The organism is Clostridium sp. DSM 8431 (genome assembly GCF_900116755.1).
Classification (GTDB): Bacteria; Bacillota; Clostridia; order Clostridiales; family Clostridiaceae; genus Clostridium.
In genome coordinates, this window is record NZ_FPBY01000074.1 from 1 (window position 1) to 17,203 (window position 17,203).

The 17,203-nt window shown below is 27.2% G+C and carries 16 protein-coding genes and 2 pseudogenes; 4 read left to right on the plus strand and 14 right to left on the minus strand.

Annotation, left to right across the window (positions count from 1 at the left end):
- The 4 genes from BM384_RS09080 to BM384_RS09095 all read right to left on the minus strand — a co-directional run.
- A partial coding sequence (locus BM384_RS09080) for an AbiH family protein (RefSeq protein ID WP_242945994.1) occupies positions 1 to 188 on the minus strand: 188 nt, incomplete at its 3' end.
- A gap of 268 nt (positions 189 to 456) precedes the next feature.
- Positions 457 to 1,089 (minus strand): YfbR-like 5'-deoxynucleotidase, encoded by a 633-nt coding sequence (locus BM384_RS09085; RefSeq protein ID WP_090013036.1) that lies wholly within the window; start codon positions 1,087 to 1,089, stop codon positions 457 to 459.
- Positions 1,090 to 1,292: 203 nt separating this feature from the next.
- Positions 1,293 to 1,835, minus strand: coding sequence for a flavodoxin family protein (locus BM384_RS09090; RefSeq protein ID WP_090013038.1), 543 nt, complete (start codon positions 1,833 to 1,835; stop codon positions 1,293 to 1,295).
- 38 nt (positions 1,836 to 1,873) lie between these two features.
- Positions 1,874 to 2,749: a radical SAM protein gene (locus tag BM384_RS09095; RefSeq protein WP_090013039.1), complete on the minus strand. Its 876-nt coding sequence runs from the start codon at positions 2,747 to 2,749 to the stop codon at positions 1,874 to 1,876.
- A 249-nt stretch (positions 2,750 to 2,998) separates the two neighbouring features.
- Here BM384_RS09095 and BM384_RS09100 point away from each other — a divergent pair, with 249 nt between their 5' ends.
- The gene (locus BM384_RS09100) at positions 2,999 to 3,307 is read left to right on the plus strand and encodes an ArsR/SmtB family transcription factor (RefSeq protein WP_090013041.1); all 309 of its coding nucleotides are present in this window, start codon (positions 2,999 to 3,001) and stop codon (positions 3,305 to 3,307) included.
- Positions 3,308 to 3,368: 61 nt separating this feature from the next.
- Here BM384_RS09100 and BM384_RS09105 read toward each other — a convergent pair.
- Positions 3,369 to 4,394 (minus strand): annotated as a pseudogene (locus BM384_RS09105) (FAD-dependent oxidoreductase); the annotation flags it as partial.
- On the opposite strand from BM384_RS09105, the gene BM384_RS09110 reads away from it, so the two are divergent.
- Positions 4,392 to 4,865, plus strand: a complete 474-nt coding sequence (locus BM384_RS09110) for a helix-turn-helix domain-containing protein (RefSeq protein ID WP_090013043.1) — start codon at positions 4,392 to 4,394, stop codon at positions 4,863 to 4,865. The pseudogene BM384_RS09105 and the gene BM384_RS09110 sit on opposite strands and share 3 nt — an antisense overlap.
- A gap of 471 nt (positions 4,866 to 5,336) precedes the next feature.
- Here BM384_RS09110 and BM384_RS17640 read toward each other — a convergent pair whose 3' ends face one another.
- From BM384_RS17640 to BM384_RS18500, 9 genes are all read right to left on the minus strand, one after another.
- Positions 5,337 to 5,567 (minus strand): peptidoglycan-binding domain-containing protein, encoded by a 231-nt coding sequence (locus BM384_RS17640; RefSeq protein WP_175537323.1) that lies wholly within the window; start codon positions 5,565 to 5,567, stop codon positions 5,337 to 5,339.
- A gap of 317 nt (positions 5,568 to 5,884) precedes the next feature.
- The gene (gene idi, locus BM384_RS09120; protein WP_090013046.1) at positions 5,885 to 6,403 is read right to left on the minus strand and encodes an isopentenyl-diphosphate Delta-isomerase; all 519 of its coding nucleotides are present in this window, start codon (positions 6,401 to 6,403) and stop codon (positions 5,885 to 5,887) included.
- Positions 6,391 to 7,398, minus strand: a complete 1,008-nt coding sequence (locus tag BM384_RS09125; RefSeq protein WP_090013048.1) for a polyprenyl synthetase family protein — start codon at positions 7,396 to 7,398, stop codon at positions 6,391 to 6,393. The genes idi and BM384_RS09125 overlap by 13 nt, the downstream gene beginning before the upstream one ends.
- 17 nt (positions 7,399 to 7,415) lie before the next feature.
- Positions 7,416 to 8,081: an ABC transporter ATP-binding protein gene (locus tag BM384_RS09130; protein WP_090013049.1), complete on the minus strand. Its 666-nt coding sequence runs from the start codon at positions 8,079 to 8,081 to the stop codon at positions 7,416 to 7,418.
- Between the two features lie 11 nt (positions 8,082 to 8,092).
- Entirely contained in the window at positions 8,093 to 10,537 is a 2,445-nt protein-coding gene (locus tag BM384_RS09135; RefSeq protein ID WP_175537324.1) for an ABC transporter permease, read from the minus strand.
- Positions 10,530 to 11,729, minus strand: coding sequence for a hypothetical protein (locus BM384_RS09140; protein ID WP_090013052.1), 1,200 nt, complete (start codon positions 11,727 to 11,729; stop codon positions 10,530 to 10,532). The genes BM384_RS09135 and BM384_RS09140 overlap by 8 nt, the downstream gene beginning before the upstream one ends.
- Entirely contained in the window at positions 11,719 to 13,089 is a 1,371-nt protein-coding gene (locus tag BM384_RS09145; protein WP_090013054.1) for a radical SAM/SPASM domain-containing protein, read from the minus strand. The genes BM384_RS09140 and BM384_RS09145 overlap by 11 nt, the downstream gene beginning before the upstream one ends.
- Positions 13,073 to 15,079, minus strand: coding sequence for a prenyltransferase/squalene oxidase repeat-containing protein (locus BM384_RS09150; protein ID WP_090013055.1), 2,007 nt, complete (start codon positions 15,077 to 15,079; stop codon positions 13,073 to 13,075). Before BM384_RS09150 ends, BM384_RS09145 begins: the two co-directional genes overlap by 17 nt.
- Before the next feature lie 107 nt (positions 15,080 to 15,186).
- Complete coding sequence (locus BM384_RS18500) at positions 15,187 to 15,312, minus strand: hypothetical protein (RefSeq protein ID WP_278280907.1); 126 nt, start codon at positions 15,310 to 15,312, stop codon at positions 15,187 to 15,189.
- A 1,164-nt stretch (positions 15,313 to 16,476) separates the two neighbouring features.
- Between BM384_RS18500 and BM384_RS09155 the strand changes: the two are divergent.
- A pseudogene (locus BM384_RS09155) lies at positions 16,477 to 16,836 on the plus strand (IS1182 family transposase); the annotation flags it as partial.
- 97 nt (positions 16,837 to 16,933) lie between these two features.
- Positions 16,934 to 17,203 (plus strand): transposase (locus BM384_RS09160; RefSeq protein ID WP_175537325.1); only part of this gene is annotated, 270 nt, incomplete at its 3' end.

Below are 17,203 nucleotides of genomic sequence, written 5' to 3' on the forward strand. Positions count from 1 at the left end.
GATAGAAGAAATTTTTGAGTCATTAAAAATAGCTTAGGATTCTGTTTGGTTACTTGACTGTAAAATTTTTCAAGTAAAAATGCACTATCATAGTATATAAAATATTTTAAAAACTTTATAAAATCTATATATCTAGTTGGTAGTCCATGAGCTACATCAAAACCATTGCCTATAACTAAAATATTCATTATATATTAACCTCTTTCCAGTAAATTCTCTTATATTAAATTTTATCATAAATTTATGTATAAATTTTTTTAATATGTTAATAATTAAAATTGATAAGTTTCATTTTTTGTTTTCAAACTTTGGATATATTAAATTAATTTTTTCAATTCATTCTGCCAGATGAATCACCTAGCGTTCTTAATTTATTATATCCAAAACTCAAATTATTCATTTTTAACAAGCAGCAGTGATTTTTCACTGCTGCTTGTTACCTTAAAATATTAATTTCTATTCTTTATCATAGGAGTTTACAAACTGAACTACTTCTTCTCCATAAGCTTCAATAGGTAGACCAAAGTCACATAAAGCATGTTTCATAAAATATTTTCCACTTTCTAAATCAATGCTTAAAATATCCCTTGCTATTTCTGATAAATAGGGTTCAAAGGATCTGTTTCCAAGCTTAACTTCCTGAATACATTCATAAAGAGCACTTATATTATCTGCTAATGCAACAATTTTCCCTTCTATGGTTTTCTTTCCATCCTTAGGATCTAAAAGATATCCCTTATATTCATCTCTCCATGTTGGAGGAATTATATCTTTAATTCTTTCTTCATATAATATTTCCTCTACATTTTCAATAGCATCACTCATTGCCTTTGTCTTTCTTTTTACACCAGATAATATATCTCCAGTTTCTACTTCTAGACAGTCGTGAAATATGCATTTTTTTAGAAGAAGCTCCACATCAACAGTATTATTAAATTTCTCCATTTCCCATCTTGCAAGGCCATCAGCAATTACAGAAACAGCCCACATATGACCACTATCATTATTTTTACATATAGTAACCCTTCCCTGCCATCTTTGTATATTAGCAGCACCTTTAAGTATTTTATCTAACCAGTGTCCAAACATATTATCACTCCAATCTGTTATTTATATACTTTTCCTTAGAATTTTTATTTATACTATTAATTATACATTATTATATAAATAAACTACAGATTTATAATTTTTATCATATTAATATATATTTTACAAATTACTTTAATTGCAAAAGCTGACCTATGTATATAGCATAAGCCAGCTTTTATTTTACTTAATTTTCTCTTTTAAATTTAAATAGATCTTCCTAATTCATATGCTTCAATTATTTCTTTGCTATTTAAAATATCCTTTGGATTATTAACACCACCGGCACATATGTATCCTCTATTTTTCCATGAAATATGACTTACTAAAGTATTATAGTAGTCTAGTGCTAATTTAAATCCAAATCCTTCTGCTGCCATTAAAAGTACTGCTTCCTTTTTGTCAATGCTATATCCTTGTCTAGTTCTCATAACAGCTAAAAGACGATTTAATGCAACAATTAGTTGACCACTTAAATGCCAATAATAAAGAGGTGATGCTAAAACTACAACATCTGCTTCTTTATAAGCTTCATATATTTCTAACATATCATCTTTTTGAACACATGGATTTTCTCTATTTTTATCACACCCAAAACATCCTTGGCATCCATTTAAATTCATTTCATGAAGATTAAAAACTTTGCAGATGTTACCTTTTTCCTCAGCACCTTCACAAAACTTTTTTATTAATGTAGATGTATTTCCATTTTTTCTTGGACTTCCGTTTAAGACTATTATTTTTTTCATATGAGTTTTACTCCTTGAATCTATTTTTTTAATTTTTATTAATTATTCTTAGAATCTCTTCTAAATGTTGTAGATAAATAGTCAAATCCAAGCTTTTCAATACCTTCATCTATTTGTCTTAACATCTTTTCTTTATCTCTTGGTAATACTCCTAATACTGGTATAACATTAGTAGTATGTACGCAGTAGAAAGGAACATTTTCTAATTCAATATTATTAATTAATGTTTTTAATTCCATTAAGTTTTCTATTTCTGTAGCTTCTACAAAGGTTCCTTCTTCAACATCTTTAGCCATCTTTGTTCCTTCAAATACTCCTAAAGTTCCAACCCATATAAGGTTTGGTTTAGTTTCATTTAAAAATTTAGCAGTTTCCATAGCATTAACCTGTCCGTTGCCTTGTCCTGCTACGCCTAACATAAGTAGTGCTCTATGACCAATCTTTGCTTTATTTAATCTTTCTAATTGAACTTTAGCTTCTTCAAGAGTATGTCCCTTATTTATATTAGCTAAAACTTCATCAACTCCTGATTCTACTCCTACATATAAATCATTTATTCCTAAGCTTTGTAATCCAGCTAATTCTTCATCAGTTTTTGCTTTTATATTTTGAATTGAAGCATACATTGTTATTGTTTTACATTCTGGGAAGTACTCTTTTATCTTAAGAGCTATATCCTTTAAATAGTCAGCCTTTAAAACAAAAGGATCACCATTTACTAAATATATTCTTTCAAGACTTCCATAAATACTTTTTGCTTCTTTTAAATCTTCTTCTATTTGATCTAGCGGTTCCATTTTAAAGCATACATCTTTATACATTGAACAGTATGTACATTTATTATGTGCACATCCTACAGTAACTTGTAATAAAAGTGTATCTGCTTCAACTGGTGGTCTATATTGGTCCTTCATAATGCATATCTTAAGTCCTCCTTAGTTTGTATAGGGTTATATTATCTTTGGTAATTTTAGTTTATGAGATAAATAAAAAAATATTTATCATATCGGATTTTACCGATACGATAAATATTAGTACTTATTTTTATAATTGTCAAGAAAGCCTCTTTAAAAATTTATTTAATAAAAATTCCTCTTAGGTTTTTTTTAAATTTAGTGTAGAATTATATTTAGTAAAAATTGATTGGGTGAAAGGAAGTAGACATGGATAAAATAAAAATTTTTAAGGCTTTAGGAAATAAAAATAGATTAAATATATTACTGTGGCTAAAAGATCCTAAAGATAAATTTGATGTTCAGCACCTATCTGATGCAGATGACTTTAAAGGCGGTGTATGTGTAAGTTCTATAAAGAAAGCATCTGGATTAAGTCAATCAACTATATCAGAGTTTCTGTCTATAATGCAAGAAGCAGAGCTTGTTGAATCAAAGTGTATTGGACAATATACTTATTTTAGAAGAAATGAGGAAACTATAAAAAAACTAGCTAAATGGATAGAGATGGAACTTTAAAAATAAAAAAGCTAACCTCCAAAAAGTTAGCTTTTTTAAACTTAATTTCCTGTATTAAAAATTAACATAGCTTTATATTAAATATTCCACTTAAATTAAGCTTATCTATTCTCTTATTAATTTCCTTAATATCAAGGGTATAAAGGCCTTTTTGCTGCATTCTCTTAAAATATCCTGCTCCTGCAAAAGTATATCTTTCTTTTCTTCCTTCCCTTGATTTAGACTTTTCATTTTCATAAGCTATAATATCACCTATAGCTATTGATGAAGGAAGTATTAAAAGAGGCATTCCCATTGCCATCCTTACTGCATTATGACCTGCAAGGGTTCCTGTACATATGGCTTCTGTATGACCTACAAAAAGACCACTCTTTTCTCCTGCACAAAAAAGATTATCTATTCCAGTAACCTTCATATCGTTTGTTCTTGGAGCTACTGATAAATATCTCATGGAATTACCTTTACTGCCTGCATAAGGATCTATATATTTTGCATGTTCTAAACCTTTTATCTTTCTTAACTTCTCTAGTGGATAATAGGTTGTCATGAGTTTAGCATGACCTGTATCTAAAAGAACAATATTCTCTGCAAATTCTTTTAAAGCATATTGCTGGCAAACCTTTGATTTAAGCTTATCATAGTTTACATCCTCTTTGGGAACCTCTAAAACAACTACTCCCTCTTCCTTAAGCTTTTTATTTATTTCATAAGATAAAGTCTCCTTTGCAAGCTTACAAGAACCAGACATAGCTCCTAAAGCATCTTCTGCTCTCTCCCCTTGAATATCTTGAACTCCACATCTTTGGCTTATACTTATTCTAGGTCCAAAGGCAGGGCATCTTAAAATACACATAGAACATCCATTTCCGTATCTTAAACAATTTCCCATAGGTCCTGTTGTTCCTGTAGTTTCTATAAATATATCACCCTCAACATAGGTATCATCTGCTAAATATATACCTTTAATTTTATGGCCATCAAACTCCACATCTCTAACACGCTCTTCCATATGAAGTTCAATGCCCATATTTTTTAGATAATCTTTAACTTCTCCTTCAATCCTATTTACATCATACAAGGTTGCATGTGCAACTCTTCTCATATTGCAACCTATAATGACAAAATAGATTTTAAGATTACGCATAAAGAAGTTTATAAGGTTGAAGAGGATGATTCAACTGGTGCTATTCTTAGAAAATTACGACTTCAAAGAGGTATGACCGCTGAGGAGCTATCTTCTTTAATTGGTATATCAGCTGAAAACATCAGACATATTGAAAGAAGTAAAATTAATCTCAGCCATAAAACAATAAGAGCCTTCTATAAAGTATTCAAAGATGATATTAAAATTGATAATTATACAAGATATGTTCTTTCAGATGCTAACATAAAATTTTGCGAATACATGAAAGCAAATAACCTGACTAACTCTGATATGGTTAAATACTTAGGAATATCCGAACCATGTATAATAAGACTAAAACGAAGCACAAATATAACTCATAGCCTTTTTAAACGGATTGAAAGTAAATTAAAAGAAATGGATCTATTAAAATAATAGATACTAATACATACTTACACTACTAGTATATTATCTAACTAAAAAAATCGCCAAGGCGACCTTGCGGAGCCGTCGATTTTTTTCAGCCATGCAAGAGGTTCTAAAAGCAAAATAATTCCCTATAAAAATTTAATTTACTTATTTTGCTTTTTGGTTCTCTTGCGGCACTATAATTTCATTTTTTATTCGATGCTTCAAACATAGTTATAGAATACAAACAGACGACTTATCCACAACTTCATTACAAATATAATTTCCTATCGAATAAAAAAAGTAAGACAGCATAAACTTAAAAATTTATACTGCCTTACCTTTTGGTTAACTGTTTTCTTATTAATTTTTATTAATTATATATCATTCTAAAAAACAAGTAAAGCTCTTTAATTCTCAAAGTATAATCTCCCATAACAATCATCTCCTTAATAAAAATACTCGTATTCGGAGATTAATCTTTCCCTATATTCTTAACTAGTCCATAAAATGCTGTTTACCAAGCAATACCTTCCAACTATTAATACCAATAACTCCATCATCAACTAGTCCTTCTCTCAGTTGCCACTTTCTTACCGCCTCTTCTGTTATCTCTCCAAAGATACCATCAGCATCAACAGTAAGCTCTTCTTGAATCCACCTAGTAATGTTAACACATGCTCCTTTTCTAACAAGAGGACATGCTGAGAGAGTAAATTCTCCTGTCACTCTATCCACCACTAAAGGATTACCATTCTTATTTTTAAAACCTTGTCTATTTAGTTCCTGCTGAAGAGGGATATAAATATTATTAGAATTAACAAATGAAAAGTTATATATCTTATGGGAAAACAATTAAAGAAATAGCAAAGATTTCTGATTGCTCTATTGGATTAGTTCATAAATTAATAAATGAAAAATAAAATTACGTACGTAAAAATAAGATGCTATCTTTTTTCTAGATAAGCACCTTGTTTTTAATACTACGACTCTTAGTATAAATTAGTTTAAAAAGTTTTACTTTTCTCTAAGCAGACCTATACACTTTATTTATCTCCCCAAAGCATTACTTCCTTCAATATATACTTAAACCAATATGTATACTTTTCTGATGATGATTCTATATCCTTAGTTAATTTATCAACATCTATCCATTCTACCTTTTCTATTTCATCTTTATTAATATTAAGCTTCTCTCCATTATAAAATGCAATATATATCCTATCTATCTCATTTTCATTCATACCATTCTCCAACTTTACATTATAATAAAACTTACCAACAGAAATTCTTTTATTTATTACAACTCCTAATTCATTTTCCATGCACCTATTAATAGCTTGCTCCAGCTCTTCACCCTTTTGCTGATGACTGCAACATGAATTAGACCATAATCCTGCTGAATGATATTTCTCCTTAGAACGTTTTTGTATTAGCAAATTCATTTTTTTATCAAAAACAAATATAGAAAATGCTCTATGCAAAATATTTTCTTTATGAACTTTCTCCTTATCCATAAAACCAATAATATTATCCTTTTTATCAACAATAGCTATATCAGGCATTTTTCCACCTCTTCAATCTCTTTCCTATTAATAAACATTAATATAGTATTAACTATTTCAGTAGATTTAATTTTTTTCAATTCAATAGCTGCTTTATTTAAATACTTATCATAATCATTCATTGCATATTTTATAGCTCCTGACTCTATTACTGTCTTTCTAATTTTAATATAATCTATTTCTTTTTTTAGATTATAAACGTTATTTAAATACCCTTTATCTTCAATACTAGCATTTTTCAATGCATATATTATTGGCAAAGTTACTAACCTTTTATCTATGTCACTTTCCAAACTCTTATCCCTTTTTTCATCTAAGAAAAACTTAATGTCATCTTTAATTTGATATGCTATTCCATAATATCTACCAAAAGCTTTAATAGCTTCTATTTCATATTCCTTAGCATCTGCTAAAATTAAAGAAACTTCACATACCTTTTCTATAAATATAGCTGTTTTCATATAAATCATTTCATAATATTCAGATAAAGTTATTTCTACATTTCCAATAAACTTCTTTTCCAGTTCTTGACCATAACACATTTTCTCAAATGCCTCTCCCAGTATTTTATTAATCTTTTTATAATATTTAATATCCAAATTCGACAATAGATTAAATGCCTTAAAAATTAAATAATCACCAGTTATAATTGCTGTATTAACACCATATTTCTTATTTATAGTTTCCTTATCCCGTCTTAAAGATGAATTATCCATTATATCATCATGTATTAAGCTTGCTGTCTGGATAAGTTCTACGAAAACAGCCAAATGCTTAAGATCCTGTATAAAATTTTCTTTTTTTAATAAATAGCATAAATAAATCATAACTGAACGTTTTCTTTTTCCTTCACTTGAAAGTGCATATGGTACACTTTCTAGTATATCAAATAATTTACAATCTTCTTGCAATATCCTATTTATCTCATTATCAACTTCATAATTTACAATTTCTGATATTCGTTTTAATCTTTCAAAGCACTTTTCAATATCCATAATACTTCCCCTATATCCTAAATTTTAACTTGTCCATCTTTTACAGTAATAACCTTATCCGCATAACTCACCAACTCATTATTATGTGTAACCATAACAATAGTACATTTCTTCTCTTTATTTATCTTCTTTAGTAATTCCATAACTTCCAAACTAGTCTTTGAATCCAAATTTCCAGTAGGCTCATCTGCAAGTAAAATATCAGGCTCCATAATTAATGCTCTAGCAATAGCTACACGCTGCTGCTCTCCTCCTGACAATTCATTTGGATACTTAAATCTCTTTTCATATAATCCTACCTGCTTTAAATATTCAACTGCTAAAGTCTTGTACTTCTTTACTGACTTTCCAGATAACATTACTGGAGTTAAAACATTATCAATTATATTAAAGCCCTGCAATAGATTATAAAATTGAAATATAAAACCTATATGATTAAGCCTAAAATCACTTTGCTTATTTGCAGATAACTTATTAACTTCTACATCATTAATATAAATAGATCCACCATTTGATTCCTCTAATAAGCCTAATAAATAAAGCAAAGTAGATTTCCCTGCTCCTGAAGGTCCTAAAATCATAGAAAACTCTCCATCTTCTATAGTAAAAGAAGCATTATTAATTATATTTGTTTCTACTTCCCCATTCATATATAACTTTGATAAATTCTCAACTTTTATCATATATAATCTCCTTAAAAAGTATTTTCCTTTATTGTTGAAATAACATTAACTTTCATACTAGCATAGCCTGATATTACAGAAATAATAGCTGCAGCTAAAAACATAACTAAATACACTATGATGCAAAATGAAATATTAAAATTATATATTATGGTCCTACTTGTAACTGCTGACATACAAGCTATTAATATCTTTAAAAATAAAGGACTAAGTACAATACTAAAAAGAATTGCATAAATGAATACCAATAAATATTCAAAAATAATTGACTTAAATATCATATTTCTTTTACACCCTATAGCTAACATTGAAGCAAAGACTACCTTTTGCTCCTTAACATATAACACTAAAATATTTATTACACTAATAAATGATACTAGAATAATTAAGGCACATATTAAATTAAAAACTGAAATGTTTCCAACAACCTTTTCAATCATCTCTTCCTTAAAAGAATTAATATCAGTAACAGCTAACTTCCCTGAAAACTTATTATCTATACTATTCTTAACCTCATCCACTGAAGATAAATCCTTTAAACCAATTCTATATTCATATTGCCAATAAGGATAATTCTTTAATAAATAAGAAGATGATATATAAATCTTTTCTCCTAAGAAACTACTGCTTTCTATAACTTGTCCTATTTGAAACTTATAATTAGTTCCACCAAGCTTTACATAATGACTGCTTCCTACATCCCATCCCATATAATCTGCTAACTTTGAAGTTACAACAGCATGAATAACATCCTTATTAGATTCAGACTCTACAGTTTTTAAATAAGAAATATCCCTATTTTCAGATTTACTAAAATCCTTAGGATTAATATTTTCCAAATCAACATTTATTCCGTCTATTTTTATAGATGTAATAGCTCCTTTATCTATATAATCTAAATCTTCAATTCCCTTTATAAAATTGTACTGATTCTCATCTAACTCATAGGGAGAATTAATCTGGAGTTGAAAATTATAAGTATCTCCTATTTCCTCTTTTACAGAGTTTGAAAAAGAATCAAATAAACTATATATACTTATACTAACTATTATAGAAGCTACAAAAACTACAAGAGTTGATATCATCTGCTGTTCATTAGAAATAAAATTCTTTAAAGGAAAAATAATAGATTTCATATCATACTTTATAACAACCTTTTCTATGAGCTTATTAAAATAATGTATTATGTCAGGCAAAACCTTTAACAATACTGCAAAGAAAACTACAATTTCTAAGGACGCAAAGCCCATTCTTACACCTAAATTCATATCTGCATAAAACTTAAAAACATCAATTTTTACAATATAAAGAATTACAAAGAATAATAACCCAATAACAGTCTTATACAAGTTAAACCTCTTTATCCTAAAATTAGTTTGATTTTCCCTTAAATTTTGAATTATAGAAAAGTTCTTTATCTTCCTAATTACAAGAAAATATATACTTGTTAAACTCAAGAACTCAATGCCAAAACAAATAGCAAGAGGTACAACATTAAACTTACTTATCTCTATATAGTTCCACTTTTCAATTATATTCATCTGACTAGTAATAGATATGGCTATCACTCCTAATACTATTCCTATGACAGTACCAATTAAACCTAATATGTAGTTCTTATACAAATATATATGAAAACATCTCTTATCCCTTATTCCAAAGGAACGTATCTGGCCAATATTCTTTTGTTCCTTAAACATCCTCATATAAAAAGAATGATAAACAATTAAAGAACTTATTATAATAGATAATAAAGAAAGCAGTATAATTCCAGTAACAACATCATTGTATTCTTCCTTCATAGTATCAAGCTGCTCTTCACTGCTCTTTAAATTCATCATACTATAAGAATCATAAATATATTTCTTAAACTCACTGTTATCTTCTTCATCTACATCAACAACAAAATAACTGCTATACCTATCCCCTTCAAAAATACGCTCTGGAATAAACATAATATTTTCATTGTTACCTGCCATAGCTGCAAAATTAGCAATTTCCTTAACCTTTATCTCAAGATCCTTACCTTCTAATTTTATCTTTAAACTATCTCCAGTCTCTAAATGAAACTTATCTGCAAATTCCTTATTAATAATAGCTCCATCATATTCTTTATCTATAAATCCCTTACTTACTTCATTATCATAATTAATACCTGCAACAGTAACTAAAGAATCCTTATATTCAACATTCAAAACCTTACGTTCTAAATAATTATACTTACTTAAATATTCTATTAACTTTTCATGCTCTACATCATCTAACTTAACGTCACTCCATAATGCAAAAGTATAATTATGAAAAATCTCTTCATTTCTAAACTCACTTATATTATTCATGTTTATACTAATCATTAAAGAAAAATATATTAAAAAAACAGATACAACAATAGGTATTAATAATACTATTGATGTTGCTTTTTCACTTTTTAAAGATTTAATAATATATCTAAACATAATTACTCCTTCTACATATTCTAATAACTTTTTTAATAACATTAATTATGCATACTATTATTAACGCTACGAGTATGATACTATAGGCAAATGAAAAAATATTATTAAAGCTTATTCCCATAGTTAATATATTATTTATATTATTAAATGCTGCTTTCACATTTTCTAACAATATATATCCTATAAAGATTATAGTCATTGAAAAAATCAATAAATATATATTCAATGCTATATTTATCTTCTTATCAAATTTAATTTTATTTTCATTTTCCCATTTAAATATTCTCTTTATCTTCTTAACTATTAAATCATGGAAATTAGATATGCCTAAATAATCACTCAAAATCCAATAACCATCGCTTTTTATAAATACATTAAAATTACTCAATATTAACAATTCTGTTATTATTGTTATGTTTAAATTTTGAAAATCCTTATTAATCAAAAAATATAAAACAATAAGTGATGACATTATCATCTGGAAATACATGCCACTAAAATTAACTACTTGTCTTTGATTTTTAGTAAGTTTCCAAATAGACGAAACATCTGTAAACATAACTGGTTTAGATAAATATACTGCTCCTCCTATTCTTTTAGGTATGACATCATATTTCAAAGAAGCTACAGCATGTCCTATTTCATGAAAAAGAGTCACAATTGCATTTATTAAAATAAAATAAATTACTCCAGAGCCTTCAAGTAAAATAATAGTATCAACTGTTAAATTATTATGATATCTATATATAGCAAAAACATTTATAAGGATAAAAAATATTATATTTAACATAACAGATTTTTTACTAAATAGAAATTTCATAAATTTCATATGTTTTAATATACTTTCAGGAACTATGGTAAACCTTGCCCATAACAGCTCATTTTTAGAAGGTATATTATCATGCTCTTCTTCATCTACCATCTGTATTAATCTATTTTTTAGTAAAAAATCTTTATATACACTTTTAATTAGATTTAATGATATATTTAATTTGTAGTTATTATCTATTCTATCTTTCACGTCTTTAAAGCTATCACATATATTGATATTTTCTATAATTATCTTCATTTCTTTTGAGATATTCCAATTTCTATTGTTATAGGATAATAAATATCTATCTTCTTCTACACAATCAAATTCACTTATAATTACGGATTCCTTTAATTTACACAAAATCATATTACTTTCCATATATACTCTTTTCTATATTATAAATTAATGATTCATCTATAATTTTTTTATTATTGCCACATTGTGGATCATACATTTCTCCAGTGCTCACATAAGTATGCATTGGACATTCCCCTCTACATATAAGTGAATATGAACACTCATTGCATCTTTCTATATTATAGGTTTTTCTATCTTTCCACTTTTTATACAAACTATTTAATAGTACATTGCCTCCTTCTGTAAGTTTTCCTATCTTCATATTTTCTATCCCTACTGTTTCCCAACATGGATAAACATTTCTATAAGAATCAAAAACATACATTCTTCCACAAGCACTACAATATTCTGGAGATAGATATGGAACTTTCTTTTCTAAAAAGATTCTTTTCAAAAGATTATTAATCTCATCATACTTTACTACATGATTAAATTTTACATCTCTATCTAAATATTCTCCTAAAATATAATCATCCATTTTTTCTTCCTTATTTGTTTTATAACAAGCATGTAAACTTCTAAAATAATATGAAAATCTATCATTATCACTCCATCCTTTACTTTTATAAAACTCTATAAGTTCCTTAATATTATAAATATTTTTATTATCATAATTACCTATTGATTCAATTTCTACACTACTATTTTCTAAAAGATAATCTATGTTTTTTTCAATTTTAGTAAATGTATCAAAACCTTCTGCATGAACTCTTCTTCTATTATGAATCTTCCCTATACCATCTATAGTAATTTGTAAATGAGAAATCAAATTATTTTTGCATAATTCAAAATAGCTATCTAAGTCATAACCATTAGTCACAGCACCTATCTTAACACTTTCTAATTGTCCTCTTTCAGCAATATACTTTATTATTTCAAAATTTTCTTTAAGAAGAGGTTCTCCCCCAAAAAGCATTATAGAATTAATTTCTATTCCATCTTCCTTTTTATTTTTTATAAAAGTAAATATATCGTCTACTACTTCCTTAGTTATTAATGATTTTTTATATTCATTAAGATTTTTTCTTGATACATTTTCAAAACAATATGGGCAACGAAAATTACAATAATAAGTTACTGCAATTACTATTGATATTGATTTTGAATTTTTTTCATCTATAGCTTTTGATAATTTTCTATGATATTCTTTTTCTTCATTAGTATCATAGTTAGTTATAAAACCACGTTTTAGCATTCTATTAAAGATATCTTCGTTAAAAAACTTAATATACTCATCTTTTGTATGAACATCATCTTTTAAAAATTTAATACCTTCACCTTCAAAGCTAGACAATGCCCCTGTACTACCTTGAAAAATATAGTATTCTTCATTTTCTTCTAAATAAATATTATAAATACTTGCCCTATATTTTTTCTCCATAGTCTTCCCCCAAAATCATTCTTATTCTATTACAACACTTCAATCCAAGTGCTGTTGTAATCAATATACTCTCATAAGTTAAATCATACTTATATTCCTTATCATTATTTTTGTATACAATTTCTGCAACTTTAATAAAAGCTGATGAAGGTAAAAATCCTATTTCATTATCAATTTCTATATTTATACGTTCAATAAACCTTCTAAAAATCAACACCATCTTATCCTTATATTTCTCTGAATACTCTAGATTATATAATTCTATTATTATTAATATTGCAAAAAGATAATCAGTCAAAGGCATTTCTTCTTTACATCTTCCATTATCACTAAATACAGATAATACTGCTGTTAATATACTATTTATAACTTCACCTGTTTCATCAAATTCTTTAAAACATCTTGTACACACATATGTACCATACATATCTCCACAATACCAACTGCTACTCCAAAAACCATTTTCTGATCTACACTCTAAAAGATATTTTAATCCCTTTTCAATAATTCTTTCATAATCTTTAACCTTATCCTTATAAAAACTTAAAGAATATAAAAAATTAGCAGTCACTTCAGGATCTTGACGTATTTTCCATCTTTTCTTTGCAAATTCCCTTGCATATTTTTCAGCTTCACTAGCATTATCTTTTGATAACATCCAGGTATCTATAGAACCATCTAAATTAATACAATTATTAATAACAAATTTTATACATTCATTAATTCTTTCATTTAACCTGTCATCATTAACTGCATATGAAAACCTCATTATTTCTGATAATGTATCAATATCTGGTGATAACTCCTTTAGCTCTGGGAAATAAGACCATCCACATTTAAATATCTTTGTTTCTTTTTTAAGCAATTCTTCAACCCATTTTGAATACATACTTACTTCTTTTTTATTATTGCTTTGAAAATCACACTCTCTTAATATATTTAATAAAAATGTTCTTGAAAAAGTATCACCAGATTGATTTTCCTCACTTATATATCCTTCTTCTTTTAGAAAACTCATATTATGATAAATTTGTATAAACTCATTATTTATGTAATCATCCTTTAAATAAGACCTCATATTTTCTTCTAAACTATTTAAAGATAACTTGTTATTATCTTTATTTATAGATATCCTTGATGGAATAAATTTTTTACTCATTATATCTATATATATCATTTGAATTTTAGTTTTAAACAAGCATATATTTTTGAACCATCCTTTACTTTTTCCTGCCAAAGCTAAAGCTTTATCGCAATTGTAATTAATCTTTTGAAAAATAACCTCAATCATATTCTTTTTATATAACTGCGTATATAACTTTTCATTAGAGGAATCTATATTATCAATAATCCATGTATGTTTACCTATACTAATATCATGTTTTAGGTCTTTAAAATCATCAAACAATTGAAATGCTTCATAAAAATAATCTTGAGATTTATCTAATCTATCTAAAACTTCTGTTTTTTTAGATTTTACTGCCATAGCTGCTGCAAAACATTTAGCTATAGCTGATTTTCCTCGCATTATTGTTGCATAATACTCATAACCACTATTTCCAGTACAATTTTCTTCTAGTTTTATTGCATTAACATACTCACTTACATAGTTATCCATAATATTAAAGTATTCTTCTTCATTAGGATATAAAAATTTACTTAGTCCCTTAATGGCTTCTTGAGCAAAAAAACTTCTACAAAATAATCCCCATGTATCTGCTGTTGTTTCATTATCAAGTTTTTGATCAAATGTAATAATATATTTGTAATATAATATACCAAAAACAGCTAAATCTATCTTTTCTTCATCTGATATATCTACAAAATCGTCTTTGAACATACATGGATACATGTAATATGCATTTAATCCTATATCTTCTATATCTATATTAAATAAACTACTATATTTATCTATATAAAGTTGTAACTTTTGATGAACCTTTGAGCCAATTTTCATTTCTTCTTCATTAAAAATATCTTTTAAACTCAATAATATCTCCTCGTTTCCTCTAAATAATGTTTATTATAAAAATAGTAAGCAGTCAAAAGACCACTTACCATTCTAGTAAAAACACTTTTTAAAAACTTGCTAGAAAATTAGCTTTTAGCAACACAACTAATCCAAGCAAGTTCTTGTCTTTCTTCTAGCTCAACAGCTAATCTTGATTCAGCATTTGCTTCATCAAATTCTTTAACTTCTAATGATTCATTTAAATCTTTCATTTTCTCATCTCCTATTTCTTTTATTTATATAATAATTTTATTTAAAAATTATATATCATAATTAATTGTAATCTTAACCTCTATATAAATGAGGATATTTCATAATATAAATTCCCAAATTTACGGATAACCTTTAAATTTATCCTGAAAAACCGATAGCAAAGCTAAATAACTTAAGCAAATACTTTTGCTTTAAGTATTCCTGGTGAACGCAGATTATCGACATTTAATAATTCTTTAAGTCTTCAATTATTGTTTATATTTATTTTTTTACAATATCCATAGTTAGAACTACTACACCAACATGTTCCTTCAGGACAATTTATTTTCCCAGTTGCATGCGGACATCTATATTTAAGGTAATTTCCATCCTTGTCCCAGTAAGTAAGTGTATATCCCATGGAGCAGATAGGCTGAAAATCTTCATTAAAGCCTTCCAGCGGAGCATATGCTCCACGTTTATTGTAAGCAATTATTAGGATGGCTTTAACTTCATTAATGATGTAGTTATAATTTTTTTCTTAATCATATCCAGAATCCATTAAATATTTAACTCAACATGTAGGATAATCTTCCTTTTTATTTAAAATCAAAACTAGATATTTAGCCGATGAGTAAATATGAAATTTGATCAAATAAGTAATATTATTCTTTTTTTTATTACCTTTTGTATAAATTATAACATTTTTTGGTTTTACTATCAATTTTGTTTTTTTATACTAAAACAACTTTGAAAGGATGTGCTGTTCTGGACTATAAACAAATAGAACCACTATTCTATTCCACAAAAACAGGAGACTCCTCCCTAGAAAAACTAACCCAAGAATTTACCCCATTAATAAAATCCCTCTGCTCCAAAACCCAACTTACCAACTACACAAAAGAAGACTTAGAAAATGAATGCTACCTCACACTACTAAAATGCATAAAAAATACAATCCATAAAAACATATATTCGTTGCCAATACCACCAATGTAATAAAAAATAACCTAAACTACCTTATAAGAAAAAACCTAGTTCATAAAAAATAACAAGCCAAGATTACCTAACTTCTAATGGCTATCTTGAAGATCTAAACCTATCCTCCAAAGGCATTCACACACCAAAAAAACTATTTTAGAAGCTATAAAAACCTTAGATGATGAAGAAAAAAACTTACTAACTTAAAAAAATTAAATAATATTGAGTTTGTATACGGAAAAGGTAGACATAAAAGTAATCTACAAAAATATATGGAGTCTTTAGAAGAATATATTGAAAAGCAAAGTAAATATGATGGTTATAATGATATCTTCAATGGTAGAAATAGTTTTTCCAAAACCCATAATTATGCTACTTTTATGCATTTAAAAGAAGATCACATGAAAAACGGGCAGTTAAAACCAGCATATAATATTCAAATTGGTGTTCAATCTGAATATATTGTAGGTGTTGATGTATCTAGTGAACGTTCTGACCAACTTACTTTTATACCTTTTTTAGATAGGTTAGATTCTAATTTGCCTGAAAGATATAAATCCGTAAAAAAGAGCCGTATACTGAATGATTTAGAAATCATGATATGATACCTCTAAAGTAGACATGGTAAATAACCAAACTCTACTTTGGAGGTATTTTTTTATGGGAAGAAAATTTAAATATTCAGTTGAAGATAAAATACAAGCGGTTAAGGATTATCTTTCAGGACGGAAGACTACCAAACAAATATGTTCCGAACTAGGAATAAGATACAACAGTAATCATGGAAATATAATCCGTGTTTGGGCTAAAAAATATAAACTATTTGGGGAATCTAGTTTGCATGATAAGCCTCATAATAAATCATATTCTTCTAACTTAAAAACAGAAGCAGTAGAAGCTTATATTAGCGGTGAAGGTAGCAAGGAAGAA

Excerpts from the sequence above, each read along its gene's own strand:
- BM384_RS09085 (WP_090013036.1), bottom strand. The coding sequence starts at position 1,089 with ATGTTTGGACACTGGTTAGATAAAATACTTAAAGGTGCTGCTAATATA.
- BM384_RS09125 (WP_090013048.1), bottom strand. The coding sequence starts at position 7,398 with ATGGATATTGAAAAGTGCTTTGAAAGATTAAAACGAATATCAGAAATT.
- BM384_RS09145 (WP_090013054.1), bottom strand. The coding sequence starts at position 13,089 with ATGGAGAAAAAATATAGGGCAAGTATTTATAATATTTATTTAGAAGAA.
- BM384_RS09130 (WP_090013049.1), bottom strand. The coding sequence starts at position 8,081 with ATGATAAAAGTTGAGAATTTATCAAAGTTATATATGAATGGGGAAGTA.
- BM384_RS09100 (WP_090013041.1), top strand. The coding sequence starts at position 2,999 with ATGGATAAAATAAAAATTTTTAAGGCTTTAGGAAATAAAAATAGATTA.
- idi (WP_090013046.1), bottom strand. The coding sequence starts at position 6,403 with ATGCCTGATATAGCTATTGTTGATAAAAAGGATAATATTATTGGTTTT.
- BM384_RS18500 (WP_278280907.1), bottom strand. The coding sequence starts at position 15,312 with ATGAAAGATTTAAATGAATCATTAGAAGTTAAAGAATTTGATGAAGCA.
- BM384_RS09140 (WP_090013052.1), bottom strand. The coding sequence starts at position 11,729 with ATGGAAAGTAATATGATTTTGTGTAAATTAAAGGAATCCGTAATTATA.
- BM384_RS09095 (WP_090013039.1), bottom strand. The coding sequence starts at position 2,749 with ATGAAGGACCAATATAGACCACCAGTTGAAGCAGATACACTTTTATTA.
- BM384_RS09110 (WP_090013043.1), top strand. The coding sequence starts at position 4,392 with ATGTGCAACTCTTCTCATATTGCAACCTATAATGACAAAATAGATTTT.
- BM384_RS09090 (WP_090013038.1), bottom strand. The coding sequence starts at position 1,835 with ATGAAAAAAATAATAGTCTTAAACGGAAGTCCAAGAAAAAATGGAAAT.
- BM384_RS09135 (WP_175537324.1), bottom strand. The coding sequence starts at position 10,537 with ATGTTTAGATATATTATTAAATCTTTAAAAAGTGAAAAAGCAACATCA.